Here is a 13,133-nt window from a genome sequence, read left to right on the forward strand (position 1 = left end):
TCCAACCGATAGCGTAAGGGATGAACTGGCATTTCAAATAAAGCCAAGAATCTATAAATACAAAAATGGGTTGAGGGTAATGTCCTCAACCCATTTAGTCAACAGCCCTAACCATTTAACAAACTTTTCCTGGTAGTTCTGAGAACAAAACTGTAACCCATAATGCTACTCGTTACTTTTATCGTCTGCACAGCCATTACAACTGGTTCATTCCAAACGAATACTTAAACTGTTATATGACACAAGAACTTCCCTCCCATGGTCACTCATCAGACATAATCGAAATCTTGTATCATTCTTGTCGTGCGAAATGACAATGATTATATCTTCAAGGCCGGATTTGCCCGCTGCCAGTGATTTTGTACTTGTGAGAAGTAAGCTCTGGGAGTCCCAAAGGACCACGGGCATGCAACTTCTGAGTGCTGATGCCGATCTCCGCGCCGAAGCCAAACTCGAAACCGTCGGTAAACCTCGTCGAAGCGTTATGATAAACGGCAGATGCGTCGACTTCATTCAAGAAAAGTAAAGCGTTCCGGTCATCTTCGGTTATGATGCATTCGGAATGCTTCGTACTATGTGCACGGATATGAGCGAGCGCTTCCTCAAGTCCGCTGACCACACGTACGTTCAAAATATAGTCATTATACTCCGTGTCCCAGTCTTCGGAAGAAGCGGGATACATATCAGGTACGAGTTCGATTGATCGGCGGTCACCTCGCAGCTCCACGTTCGCTTCGCGGAACGCGGTAGCAAGATCAGGCAGTTCTCGGACTGCAAATTCCTCATGAATAAGAAGAGTCTCAATTGAATTGCATGCGGATGGCCGCTGTACCTTGGCGTTGAGGGCGATGGCTCGAGCCATTGATGGTTCGGCACTGTCGTCGATAAAAGTATGACAAATGCCGGTACCTGTTTCAATGACGGGCACGCTGGAGTTCTTAAGGACATTCTGAATCAGGGAAGCACCTCCGCGCGGAATCAGCACATCGATATAGCCTTTCAGCTTTAGCATTTCGTCGATGGATGCACGATCTGAGTTTTCAATCAATTGAATGGTACCGGCAGGGAGTCCAAAGGAGGCAAGTACTTCAACCAAAATCTCCACGATTCTTTTGTTCGTATTGATTGCCGCCGAGCCGCCACGAAGTAAGACTGCATTTCCTGTCTTAAAACAAAGGCCGACAGCGTCGACAGTGACGTTTGGCCGGGCTTCATAAATAATGCCGATGACTCCGAGCGGCACACGCACCTTCTTGATGCGCAGCCCGTTTGGGCGCGAAAATTCCTGCAGCGTCTCGCCGATCGGATCCGGCAACCCGGCGATTAGTCGTAGCCCTTCGGCCATCGCTTCGATCCTCTTCTCATTCAGCGTGAGACGGTCGAGCAGGGATGCGCTAAGTTTTTCGCCGCCTCGCGCCAGATCAGCCGCATTGGCCTCGATGATGTTTATCGTATTCCGCAGCAGTGCGTCGGCCATGCGATTAAGCGCCTCATTCTTGCGTTTGGCGGATACATTCGCAAGCAGTGGATTCGCTCCCCGCGCCAGAGTTGCTTTAAGAATCACTTCAGACATAGAGCACCTCCAATTGGGATATTGTTCCTGCAAGTTAATAAGCTCATTCTATCGTTTCAATAGATGAATGAGAAATCTGTGCATACAGGAACGTTCATTCTACTAAAAACAAAAAAATAAAATCATTATCTTTGTAATATTTTCATCGTTAATTTTACTGTTCGATGAAGTTTTTCCTTATAAGTGGAAGTTCTCGCCATGTTGGAATGTTCAGTAAAGAATTGATCATCACCTCTGAAGGTCATTACCATCATTTTCAGCAAATTTCCTGACGGCGGATTTATAAAATTATTATATGTTCAGCCGAAACAATCTACTCTTTTGTGCAGCTCCCGTATCGTCGCTTCCATTCCCTTTCCCTTTTCTGTCAGCTCATACTCGATACGCAGAGCGTCTCCGGATACACATGGCGAATAAAGATACGCGCCACCAGCACCAAATCATTTCCGCCCTTGGCGAAACGATCCGCCAACCACTGTTCCGTATATTTAACTCTTGGTTTGAGCCAGCATTTTATCAACGGGTTTGCTCATCTGATTTAAAATAAACTGAGGTGCAACACGACTCATGAACTTCAGCGCACTGCTCTGGCCCGGTAGGATTTCAAAGCGATCCTTTTCCAAACCCTTGATTGCGTACCTAACCAGTTTATCGGCCTCCATTGGCTTTACGCCTTTGATCTCGTAACCTTCAAGAGCTTTAATTAAAGGGGTCTGAATAGTTGGAGGCGCCGATTCAAACACTTTAATATTAGTATTTTTTAGCTGCATTCGCAGTGATTGTGTAAATGAGTGAATACCGGCTTTCGTCGCACAATATACCGGGAATACTGGATAAGGAACAAATGCAAGTGCGGATGAGACATTCATAATCGCAGAGGATTTCTTCGCCTTTAAATGCGATAAGAATTGGTTCACCATGCGGATCGAACCGCTGAGGTTAATTTCAATCTCGCTACTAATATCCTCTAAGTCAACCTCTTTGGTATGAAAGTTCAATTTACGCATAACCCCAGCGTTATTGATCAGAAAATTCAGTTCTGGAAATTGACTGGTTACTTTTTCAAAAAGGTCGGAAATGGCCTTCGGATTGCTTACATCACACTGAAATGTGTAAATGAATGGAAGTTTCTTTTTTGCTAGATCCAGCTTGGACTGATCCCGCCCGGTAATAATTACGGTGTTCCCAAGCTGAATGAGCTGAGTAGCAAGCTCGAATCCAATCCCGGATGTTCCACCCGTTATAAGAATTGTGTTGGAATCCATTTTCATAAAAATCAATCCTTTCTCTTTGAATGATTTATATAGTGGCTTTGCATGCTTTATTGTGCAAGCTTATTGCCAAAACTGAGAATCTCATCGAACATGCTTTACTTCGTTCGTTTCCATCCATTCATAATGAAAGCTTCCGTTTGCTTGATCCGCTCGAACGTATGTGCCAGGCGTTGTTCAAAGCGTCGATCGACAACCTTCAACTTAAATCATATCGATCGCCGCCTTCGGTTTTGAATGTTTTTTCATGCGCTCATTGAACCACCAATGATTGCCGTGTTTCTCCAATTATGCATCGGGTTCAACCCCCTACGCACAATAGTGTATACACACTGCCATTAAGCAAAGCATTTCTCAAAGTTCATCAACAATTTGGGATTCCCTTTGATTCGCAGTTTTCTTGTCAGCAATGCCGCAGCCACATTTTTTTCCTTCCCCACGATCTTAAGCCACGTTCTGCTATCCACCGTAATCCGAATATCCGGCTTGCCGTGAAAACCGTCCCGAATCTGGAGCTTATTGTCACGAATGTCGAATGTCGTTTGTCTCCTTTCATCTCCAGTGAATGTAAAATGATAGGTGCTGTTTAAACCTGTTGCCTGCTTCGGCTGGAATGCATGAGGCATCAGGGTGATCAATAGGCGGATCGTGTTCGGCCTGAGTCCATTCCCGACGCGCTTTACCGTTTTATGGGGAAAACGTTTCATGACATACGCTTCCGCATCGGAGCCCGGGGTTACATAGATCGTCTCCTCTTTGGCCTGCAACGGCTTTAATATATCATTCAAGAACCCTTTACGGTCTTTCAGAAACGGCCCAATCACATCATCGCCCGCCGGACAAACCGATAAGCAATAAGCCGCTTTATAGTTAGCCCCGAAACTCAAACTTTGCCACCAGGAAGTCGTTTCGGTTATCGGTACTTCATTCCGATACTCTTTGAAGTTCTTACTGTCCACGATCGTTTCCACAAAGTCGCTAAAACCGCCCATAAACTCACGATAATTGTGCGTAGCGCATGAAGAAAAATTAAATTGTCCGTCCGCACCGATTGCGCCCACAGGGCAGGCAGATACGCAAAGCTTGCATTCCAGACACGGGTTGTAGTCAATCGGTCGGTCTTCCTTGTTGACCCGGGCATCGATCATAACGGCGCCAAGCAGAATAAAGTTTCCGAATTTCGGATGAATCACGTTGCGATGGATGCCCATATGGCCTAACCCTGCCGCAACGGCAACAGGCTTAAGAGAAACGACCCAGGTCTTGCCGGGAAACTTATCCATCTCCATCGGGAAACCCATAACTGAATTTAATGCCCGTATCCCTCGCGCTTCCAATGCGGACACGATGTGATGGGCTGTCTCCGCTACCTTATCGCCGGTATGATGAAATTCAATATTGGCAAGGGATCGTGCCGGTGTGCGGATCGGTTCTCGATTCATTTTGGCAACGAAACTGATCATCGTCTTAGCATGCGGAAATGCGGACAGAATGTCATTACGCTGATCATCCAATTCGGAGCGTTCAATGGATATAACACCGACATCGTCAGCTCCGGCCTTAAGACACAATTCACGTATCCACTCATAATCAAGCGTTTCGTTGTCAAGAGTGGCGGATTGCGCTGAGGACTCGTAGTAACGCACAACTGTGGGATGTTTTTTCATATCGGCCACTTTCATCTATCCTTTCTAATTACGTGTATATACACCTATTTGACGAAAAAAATTAATCTCGCTTGTTCAGCTTAACGACATCAGATAATTGACCAAGCAAAGCTTTGTAAGGGTCCTCACCCATATAGTCTCGAATACGGGTTTGCGCCTGTTCCCATAACGGCAGCGTACGCTTAAGAAGGTCCTGTCCATCGGGTGTCAGAGCAATAAATCGTTTCCTGCGATCCTCCCCTTCCGTGATCGAAACCCACCCCTGTCTCTCAAGCGGCTTGAGATCCCGTGGCAATGTGGTCCTATCCATCAGAAGTATTTCGGAGAGAGATGTAATGGTGACAGACCCGGCCTGTTCAAGTGCCATAAGGACAGACAATTGGGTTGCCCGAAGCCCGACTGGTCTTAAATATTCATCATATACACTGGTAATGAACCGGGACGCTTTTCTTAAATTCAAGCAAGCGCACTCTGACATATAATTGGTCGTCCCTGAAAAATCTGAAGTTGAATTATGTTTTCTCATAAATGCGAGTATATACACATATTGTGTCGATGTCAATCTTGATAATCATCTTAAACCTGGACGGATCATTTTTAAGCAGAGTAGAGAACTGAAATTTCATTGGAGGGCACAAGCCTTCTTATTTCCATTTCATTTTATCTACAATCCCATTATCGAAACAAAAAAACCTACTGCAGGTCCGATTGGTAATATCCAAGTTCCTGTCCTCATTTCCGTACAAGAACTTGGTTCCTAAAAAAAATCCGCTAATTTAGCGATTTTGATCGAAAAAGATTTTCTTTTCATCAACCAATTTGGATGGGGTGACATCATTACCTTTAGAATCTACCACGGATACCGCAAGCATCGTTGTTTGAACTTGCCCTCGAATCATTTTCAAGTAATTTTGCCGAAGCTCCTTCTGTTCTGATCTCTCCTGGTCGGTCAGACCACTATTACTTTGTTTCCTGCTTAATTCATTAATTCTGTCCAGATATGGGATAAGCATGTTCACACGCTCCTCTGTTTTTATTTGTGGAACCAAGCTTGATTAAACTTAGCAAATTTGATCATACATATTTAGCAAGCTAAGTATATATCGAAGAAATAGAGAGTCATACTATATTCCTCTCCATTTGTTGCATTAGTTTTCTTAATATCAACCGATCTTCCGTAGAAATGAATTGAAGCAATTTCTCCTGCTGCTCCCTCCATTTCATCTCAACCGGTATTTCTAATTCTTTTCCTTTGTCCGTTAGAAAAATACGCATGATTCTTGCATCTTGTACATCACGTTTACGATATATAAATCCGTTCTGCTCCAGTGATTTAACCATGTTCGTTACCGTAGGCGGTTCGCACTTCAAGTGTTCACATAGTTGCATCTGTGTTACCCCATCACCCAACCACAGACGATACAACAAATTATCTTGTCCTACATAGAGATTAAGTTCCCTAAGAGATTCACTATAATTTCGACGCATTTGGAAGGAAATCCTATCCAACGACTGTCGAATATCACAATCTACTGCATCTGTCATGAACTATCCCTCCGAGTCATCCAATTGATATTTAGCAGACTAAATGTATCACGGTGAACTACAGGTGTCAATTTACCTTAGAGCTACCGCCTATTGGGGGGCAGCTCTAAGGTTCAAAAGGACTTTGTTCGAAACTTATTTTTTGGCAAATCCTTGTTTGTTCAAATACTCCATCATTTGAGGCTGAATACTTCTCTGGAGATGATCTTGGATGTGGTCACTCCATCCTTTTACTTTTTTCACGGTGAAAGGGGCTCTCGTCGGACGATTTTCATAATACTTCAACATGGTTTCATCATAGATAGCTAATTTTTCTTGATCAAGAGATTGATACTGATTTTCAAGTAAAACCATGGATTGAGGCAGCCGAGGTTTCAGCTCAGGCTTTTTTTCAGCTGGATGACCGATGCATAGCCCCACTAAAGGAATCACATACTTCGGTAAACCCAATACGTCAGATAGTTCGTTAATATTTGCTCTGATCCCACCAATATATACCCCGCCTAGCCCCATGGATTCGGCAGCAGTCAACGCATTTTGTGCTACCAGTCCGGCGTCGAATGAACCGATTAACAGAAATTCAATATATTCGATATCCACTTCCGGAGCAATTTGATGATTCCGGTTGAAATCTGCACAGAAAATCCAAAACTCAGCCGCTTCTTCAACATAAGGTTGATTGACAGAAAGGTGTCTGACTTTTTTTCGAAGAATCGGATCGGTGATTCGAATAATGGACACGGCCTGCAGGAGACTGAACGATGAAGTTTGATTCGCTGCCTGAAAGATCGCATCGATTTGTTCCTGAGTTAGGGGTTGAGATGTGTAAGAACGAAATGATGTATGGTTATGAAGCAATTGAAGTGTATGATTCATTAAAATTCTCTCCTCTATTCGTTTATTCCATATTCCCGCATTCCATATTCGTAAGGAATGCTCATATTCTCGCGTAGTGTTTTTCCTTCATATTCCTTATGGAACAAACCACGCTCCTGCAAGATGGGTATAACCTGATTTACAAAATCCGCAACACCATCAAAAGATACATCGGGTACGACTGAGAATCCGTCACATGCTTCAGCCAAAAACCATTCTTCTAAAAAGTCAGCAACCTGTGTGGGTGTGCCTGCAACGACGGGATGATAGTTGATTACCCCGTGAGCGAGAACATCCCGAACGGATAGACCTTGCAACAACAATTTCAAGGCTATTGGAGAACGTGGGTCCCTTGGGTTGGCATATGCATTTTTCAACAAGTCAGCCGGTATTGGCTTATCGATATCAACCAAGTTTACCGATAAGGGTACACCAATCATGGAACCGAGATAACTTACCCTATTGGGGATTTCCTGGGGATTGAAGTTCATAAGCTGTTTCCGACGATTCAGAGCTTCTTCTTCCGTTGAAGCCAGAGAAAACATAAAACCTGCAAACATCTTGATATCATCAGGGTTTCGACCGAAACGGACAGCACTTTGTCGGATTGCTTGTCTGTGTTCACGAGCAGACGCTATATCATAAGGATTGGCGTAGACACCCGAAGCATATTTCCCCGCCAATTCTAGTCCTTCTCTTCCTCCACCTGCCTGGAAAATAACAGGCTGTCCTTGCTCGGAAGGGGGAATGGGCAGAGGACCACGAGATGCATAATATTGACCCTGAAGGTTTATAGGCTGGATTTTGTCCATATCGGCAAATTTCCCTCCTTCTACATCTAACGTCCATGCGTCTGATTCCCAACTCCCCCACAAGGCCTGAACAATTTGTATGCTCTCATGTGCCTTGTCATATCGTTCTTTGCGTTCGGTAACCCGGGCACCGAAATTTGCTGCCGCTAAGGGGTCGGATGTGGTAACCGCATTCCATCCCACACGTCCATGACTGATTACATCCAGTGCTTTGAACTGACGTGCGATGTTGTATGGGTAATTAAATGTCGTAGAGAGAGTAGCAACAAGCCCAATGTGTTTCGTCTCTCTTGCTACAGCCATCAGTGCCAACATAGGATCCATAGGGAACATAGGCGTCTGAGAACCTAAGTTGTTGGATAATACGGGAGTATCGGCAATGAAGATCATTTGAAATTTTCCTTGTTCAGCTAATTTAGCCCGCTCCACATAACTATCCATATTGGTGTAAGCTGCAGGGTCCGTGCCAGGCATCCTCCATGCGCTGAATTCAGCACCATATCCAGAAACCATCTGTAGTGCCAGTTGCATCTTACTTCTTTTTTCCATAACGTTCTTCTCCTTCATTACGGATGGGCCAAGAGTGGAATCACCCTTTTGTAGCGCCATAATAATTAGCCTGCTAAATAAATATTAAATGATTTTGTTCTGTTCAGTGACATTGACACCATCATAAATTTATTTGTTACATCTGCAAAGAGGGCAATTTGAATGAACATAGTACAACTTTTTGTACCTTTAGATTAGGAGTGTTTGCAAACGGTAAAAAATCCGCAGCTGCAATGTGCTTGCTTGTTCGCTGCGGATTCGAGTTTTTAAACATTAAAAGTATTGGCGTTCACCGGTCTGTGCTGATTTTTCGATAGCATCCAGTAACTGATGAAGTTTCACCGCATCCGCGAAAGTAGGAGCTAAGGATGTTCCCTCTTGAATATCTTGGGCGAACTTACGATAAGCTTGAGCCATATTCAGAACAAACCCTGAGTCATTCTTTAGAGATTGCGGGGCCCAGTAATAGGAATCCGGAATGGTTAGTTCACGAAGCTCGTTATCAGTAGGTCCTGCACCACGTAATTGGTGTGATCCGAATTGAATGGATGCAGGCGCACTCAGCACGATTGTGCCCTTATCTCCAAAAATTTCAAGTGTTAGTCCTGTTTGATGAATTAGCTCAATAACTGCATGATATCCATAGGGAATGTCTCTTCTGCTTGTATTCTACGCTCGTATAGGTCGTACCAGCCTCTGGCCAACTCAATTACTATTCCAATTACTGTCCTTAATCCCCCTCAACTCTTTGGTCAAATCGGTCTGCAAACTGCAGGCGCAGGCACAAATCTCAGAGTTCAATTTAAGGGAACTGTTTCTGTACAACTCCCCTTAGCCCTTGTAGGAATTACTATTACCGTTGTAAGAGGAACATTGGCAACCGATACTGTTATTTATTCTGCAACTTCTACATTTGGTTCTGACTAACTCTAAATTATGATAATAAGAGACATTTTACTCTATCAGTTTATTTACTGGTAGAGATTTCTAGTTTGATAAGTTCTGATTACACACAATGTCTGGATTGCTACATATCATATTAAGTTAAATTGGCGAGCAGAAATTAAGTAGATAGATGACTAATCGATAATCGTTACAAGTTCTTGCCCTTGGCTCGGGACAAGAACTTGTAACGAAAAAGTACGTTTACCATCAAGCTCAAACGGATCAACGACTTCAAGAGAAGCCGTTCTTGCACCAAAGCCCGACATTAAGTGCCTGTGGAGTCTTTTGATAATTATTGCTGATCAGCATATTGACTCTCTCCCAACGATAATTTTTATTTGCTATCAGCTTTAATTGAGGCATAGCTTGGTAACAATGAAACCGACAGTCATAGAAGGATGAAATTAATGGTCTGTTGCTGCTTTGGTCGCCATATCGTTAAGTTGCATTACAAAAGCTCCTTCATTCGGGCCTTGATTATCACGAATCATTTTCGCTTGTTCCACTAGAACCTCTTCAGCATCCGTACCGAGTAATCTTATTGTTTCTTCAATGAATGCTTCAAGTGGCATCGCATGCGGACTGTCACTAAGATCTGTCATGAGTTCCGTTTGAACCCCAGGTGGTATGATTTCTAATACTTTTACTGTTGTATCTTTAAACAAATAACGTTGTGATAAGGTATAGGAATGGAGCGCTGCTTTGGTCGCCGAATACACCGCAGTCGCTGCGTACGGAACAAACCCGACCGCAGAAGTCGTATTAATGATCACAGCTTCTTCTTTAGACTTCAAATGTTCGATTAATGAAGACGTCATTCGAATTGGTCCAAGCAAGTTTGTTGAGACCGTTGAAACCAGAACCTCTTCATTAATCACACCCGCAGCCTCATCGAAAAGCATGATGCCAGCGTTATTAAATAAGACATTCAAATCAGGGAAGTCCCGAATAAGTTGCTTAGCGGTTGCCTCAATACTGGAAAGATCCTGTATGTCCAGTTCAACTGAAGACATTCCGGGATTAGCACTTATTACTTCCTCCAGACGCTCTTTTCTTCTACCTGAGATGATTACTTTGTTTCCAAGGTTGTGTAAAGCTTCTGCCAATGCACGTCCAATTCCTGAACCGCCACCTGTAATGAAGATCGTGTTTCCTGTAAGTTTCATTTAAAATTCCTCCAATATTTGATTTTTAATTACTTTGAAATTTTATTACATTGTTAGATGAAATCTGTACTTACAATTAACCTTGCACTTTAAAGTTTCTGAATGGACTAACCACCTTCTTAGTATTATACTATTACAACAATAGTTGCTTTAGTAGTTCAATTGTATCCGGAACATCATTGAGGAACAACCAACAATGCGAGCCATTTGTTGGTTTTAAAAAAGGAGCTATATCCATGGGACTTAAAGTAAGAAATATTCGTACAACTCGAACAAGAGAATCCATTTTTGAGTCACTTTTTGAACTGATGGAAGAAAAAGATTTTGATAAAATAACAATACAAAATTTAACGGAACGGGCCCAAATCAATAGAGCAACTTTTTATGCTCATTTCCAAGATAAATATGAATTGTTGAATGAGATTATCCGAAAATCAGCGGAAGAACTTATTCAACAACATACTAATGGTGTGTGTACATTTACAAAAGACAATATGATGCAATTAGTATTCGCAGCATTTGAGTATCATCAACAAGTCAAAAAGAAATGTCGCCGGAACTATAACAAAATTATTCCTCTACTCTCTTCAAAATTAGTCATTGCACTAAAGCATTATTTGAATCTTTGTATGCAGGAAATATACTCTGATGAACGTACTTTGTACGTACAAATCTATGCCAACATGATTAATGAAGCAGTTACTCTGCATACTGCTGAACAAACTAAACTAACAGAACAAAGTATAGCTGAGCATATTGTTCAAATGATACAAATTGACTAATCGAAAACATCGAACTAAGCATTAAAAGTATTGACGTTCACCGGTCTGTGCTGATTTTTCAACGGCATCAAGTAACTGATGAAGCTTCACCGCATCCGCGAAAGTAGGAGCTAAGGATGTTCCCTCTTGAATATCTTGGGCGAACTTACGATAAGCTTGAGCCATATTCAGAACAAACCCTGAGTCATTCTTTAGAGATTGCGGGGCCCAGTAATAGGAATCCGGAATGGTTAGTTCACGAAGCTCGTTATCAGTAGGTCCTGCACCGCGTAATTGGTGTGATCCGAATTGAATGGATGCAGGCGCACTCAGCACGATTGTGCCCTTATCTCCAAAAATTTCAAGTGTTAGTCCTGTTTGATGTTTGACTCCTCCTTGAATATGAACACTGGCCGCGGCACCACTCGTTAATTTTCCAGTAATCAGTATTTGATCATCTGTCGTCTTCTTGATGACTTTCTGAATATCCACCAATTCGACTTCAGGAAACTGCTGTGCTGTAAGGGCAGAAAGTTCGGTAAAGTCCCCGAGCATGTAGGTAAATGCATCCAGATTATGTCCACCTACAATTGTTAGCAAGTTCCCTCCAATCTTCCGATCAAACAAGTACGCACTGGACTTGTCACCCACGCCACCCATGCCATCAATGGAGATCTTTAGATTGGCAGACAATACTTTTCCAACATAACCTTCTGCCAATAAATCTTTCACATACTGAATGGCTGGGGCTTGTCTGGCCTGTAATCCAATCGCATTTGGCAATTTTGAGGAAGCTACCCATTCTTGCATTTCAAGTGCTTCATTCGTATTTGATCCCAGTGGCCATTCGCAATAGATCGGTTTTCCAGCAGGCACAATGGCTTTAACCGCATTATAATGTTCCTTGACGTTAATACTGACGACGACCATGTCCACATCAGGATGTTGAGCCAGATCCTCCATGTTATCAAAGCCGTGATCTGCATGGAAAGCTTCTGCGCTCTTCTTCGCACTCGCCATATTACTTGTCCCCACTGCAGTAAGCTCAAACTCATCCAAATGCTCAATGGCTGGAATATGTGTACCACTCGCCCAACCATTATTAATTGAAGCACCTATGATTCCTGTACGAATTTTTTTATCCAATGAAAACATCTCCCTTATTTTTAAATGTACTAATTCAGCTGTATCCTGTTCTTAATCAGATCAATCACTTATGAAAAAATCTTGATATGTTCTACTGTTCATCTCATTCAACTGTTCTGCGTATTGATTAAGCTTGTCCTGGCTTCTGGATACCAGAGCGATGCGAAAACCATGTTTTCCAAAAGTTTAGGCCAGTGAGAAACCTAGGCCGGGCCCAGCGCCGATTATAGCCATTGTTTTCAAAAAGTAACCTCTCTTCTTTGGGTAATTACACAATTGGAATAGCAACTCCAAATAATCTCTTTGCTCATTCTGATATTAAATCAAAAATATTTAGCCTGTTACATACATAAAGAAGATGGAGAGCTCATGATAAATTCCTCTCCAATTTCTGAATTAATTGTCGAAGGTTCAAACGCTCTTCTATAGTAACGGCCTGTAGCAATTTTTCCTGTTGTGCTTTCCATTTGATCTTAACAGGAACCTCTAATTCTTTTCCTTTGTCGGTGAGATAAATTCGCATGACTCTTGCATCTTGTTCATCACGTTTCCGGGTTATAAACCCATTTTGCTCTAATGATTTAACCATATTGGTTACCGTAGGAGGTTCGCATTTTAGATGTTCACTGAGTTGCATTTGTGTGATTCCATCATCTAACCACAAGCGACACAGTAAATTATCTTGACCCGCGTAAAGGTTTAGTTCTCTTAGAGAGTCGCTATAATGTCGACGCATTTGAGAGGAAACTCGGTCTAACGACTGACGAATATCACAATCCACTTGATCTGTCATTCATTCATCCTCACTCTCATTTTATTTAG

At 42.7% G+C, this 13,133-nt stretch carries 13 protein-coding genes; 1 reads left to right on the forward strand and 12 read right to left on the reverse strand.

Annotated features, from left to right (window positions below; translation table 11 throughout):
- Window positions 1-328: 328 nt before the first annotated feature.
- The 10 genes from AC50Y5_RS18565 to AC50Y5_RS18610 all read right to left on the reverse strand — a co-directional run bounded on the left by AC50Y5_RS18565 (window position 329) and on the right by AC50Y5_RS18610 (window position 10,404).
- On the reverse strand, window positions 329-1,573 hold the full coding sequence (locus AC50Y5_RS18565) for a glutamate-5-semialdehyde dehydrogenase (RefSeq protein WP_494862766.1): 1,245 nt from the start codon (window positions 1,571-1,573) through the stop codon (window positions 329-331).
- A 488-nt stretch (window positions 1,574-2,061) separates the two neighbouring features.
- Window positions 2,062-2,844: an SDR family oxidoreductase gene (locus AC50Y5_RS18570; RefSeq protein ID WP_494862768.1), complete on the reverse strand. Its 783-nt coding sequence runs from the start codon at window positions 2,842-2,844 to the stop codon at window positions 2,062-2,064.
- A gap of 338 nt (window positions 2,845-3,182) precedes the next feature.
- A complete protein-coding gene (locus AC50Y5_RS18575; protein ID WP_494862770.1) occupies window positions 3,183-4,526 on the reverse strand; it encodes an SCP2 sterol-binding domain-containing protein in 1,344 nt (447 codons plus the stop codon).
- Between the two features lie 46 nt (window positions 4,527-4,572).
- Window positions 4,573-4,971, reverse strand: a complete 399-nt coding sequence (locus tag AC50Y5_RS18580; protein ID WP_494862772.1) for a MarR family winged helix-turn-helix transcriptional regulator — start codon at window positions 4,969-4,971, stop codon at window positions 4,573-4,575.
- Window positions 4,972-5,287: 316 nt separating this feature from the next.
- Window positions 5,288-5,524: a DUF896 domain-containing protein gene (locus AC50Y5_RS18585; protein ID WP_056033260.1), complete on the reverse strand. Its 237-nt coding sequence runs from the start codon at window positions 5,522-5,524 to the stop codon at window positions 5,288-5,290.
- Window positions 5,525-5,630: 106 nt separating this feature from the next.
- On the reverse strand, window positions 5,631-6,056 hold the full coding sequence (locus tag AC50Y5_RS18590; RefSeq protein ID WP_494862774.1) for a MarR family winged helix-turn-helix transcriptional regulator: 426 nt from the start codon (window positions 6,054-6,056) through the stop codon (window positions 5,631-5,633).
- 135 nt (window positions 6,057-6,191) lie between these two features.
- Complete coding sequence (nfsA, locus tag AC50Y5_RS18595) at window positions 6,192-6,932, reverse strand: oxygen-insensitive NADPH nitroreductase (RefSeq protein WP_494862776.1); 741 nt, start codon at window positions 6,930-6,932, stop codon at window positions 6,192-6,194.
- Between the two features lie 14 nt (window positions 6,933-6,946).
- Window positions 6,947-8,293 carry an NtaA/DmoA family FMN-dependent monooxygenase gene (locus tag AC50Y5_RS18600; RefSeq protein WP_494862778.1) on the reverse strand — a complete coding sequence of 449 codons (1,347 nt, stop codon included), beginning with the start codon at window positions 8,291-8,293 and terminating at the stop codon, window positions 6,947-6,949.
- 273 nt (window positions 8,294-8,566) lie between these two features.
- Window positions 8,567-8,944, reverse strand: a complete 378-nt coding sequence (locus AC50Y5_RS18605) for a Gfo/Idh/MocA family oxidoreductase (protein ID WP_494862905.1) — start codon at window positions 8,942-8,944, stop codon at window positions 8,567-8,569.
- Window positions 8,945-9,642: 698 nt separating this feature from the next.
- Window positions 9,643-10,404, reverse strand: a complete 762-nt coding sequence (locus AC50Y5_RS18610) for an SDR family oxidoreductase (protein ID WP_494862780.1) — start codon at window positions 10,402-10,404, stop codon at window positions 9,643-9,645.
- 236 nt (window positions 10,405-10,640) lie between these two features.
- Between AC50Y5_RS18610 and AC50Y5_RS18615 the strand changes: the two genes are divergently transcribed.
- Entirely contained in the window at window positions 10,641-11,186 is a 546-nt protein-coding gene (locus AC50Y5_RS18615; protein ID WP_056033243.1) for a TetR/AcrR family transcriptional regulator, read from the forward strand.
- Window positions 11,187-11,207: 21 nt separating this feature from the next.
- Here AC50Y5_RS18615 and AC50Y5_RS18620 read toward each other — a convergent pair whose 3' ends face one another.
- Both AC50Y5_RS18620 and AC50Y5_RS18625 read right to left on the reverse strand, forming a co-directional pair.
- A complete protein-coding gene (locus AC50Y5_RS18620) occupies window positions 11,208-12,311 on the reverse strand; it encodes a Gfo/Idh/MocA family protein (RefSeq protein ID WP_494862782.1) in 1,104 nt (367 codons plus the stop codon).
- A gap of 367 nt (window positions 12,312-12,678) precedes the next feature.
- On the reverse strand, window positions 12,679-13,104 hold the full coding sequence (locus tag AC50Y5_RS18625) for a MarR family winged helix-turn-helix transcriptional regulator (protein ID WP_046232314.1): 426 nt from the start codon (window positions 13,102-13,104) through the stop codon (window positions 12,679-12,681).
- Between the last annotated feature and the right edge of the window lie 29 nt (window positions 13,105-13,133).

It is taken from the genome of Paenibacillus sp. JT22N7 (assembly GCF_059383875.1).

Excerpts from the sequence above, each read along its gene's own strand:
- AC50Y5_RS18565 (WP_494862766.1), bottom strand. The coding sequence starts at position 1,573 with ATGTCTGAAGTGATTCTTAAAGCAACTCTGGCGCGGGGAGCGAATCCA.
- AC50Y5_RS18570 (WP_494862768.1), bottom strand. The coding sequence starts at position 2,844 with ATGAAAATGGATTCCAACACAATTCTTATAACGGGTGGAACATCCGGG.
- AC50Y5_RS18575 (WP_494862770.1), bottom strand. The coding sequence starts at position 4,526 with ATGAAAGTGGCCGATATGAAAAAACATCCCACAGTTGTGCGTTACTAC.
- AC50Y5_RS18585 (WP_056033260.1), bottom strand. The coding sequence starts at position 5,524 with ATGCTTATCCCATATCTGGACAGAATTAATGAATTAAGCAGGAAACAA.
- AC50Y5_RS18590 (WP_494862774.1), bottom strand. The coding sequence starts at position 6,056 with ATGACAGATGCAGTAGATTGTGATATTCGACAGTCGTTGGATAGGATT.
- nfsA (WP_494862776.1), bottom strand. The coding sequence starts at position 6,932 with ATGAATCATACACTTCAATTGCTTCATAACCATACATCATTTCGTTCT.
- AC50Y5_RS18600 (WP_494862778.1), bottom strand. The coding sequence starts at position 8,293 with ATGGAAAAAAGAAGTAAGATGCAACTGGCACTACAGATGGTTTCTGGA.
- AC50Y5_RS18610 (WP_494862780.1), bottom strand. The coding sequence starts at position 10,404 with ATGAAACTTACAGGAAACACGATCTTCATTACAGGTGGCGGTTCAGGA.
- AC50Y5_RS18615 (WP_056033243.1), top strand. The coding sequence starts at position 10,641 with ATGGGACTTAAAGTAAGAAATATTCGTACAACTCGAACAAGAGAATCC.
- AC50Y5_RS18625 (WP_046232314.1), bottom strand. The coding sequence starts at position 13,104 with ATGACAGATCAAGTGGATTGTGATATTCGTCAGTCGTTAGACCGAGTT.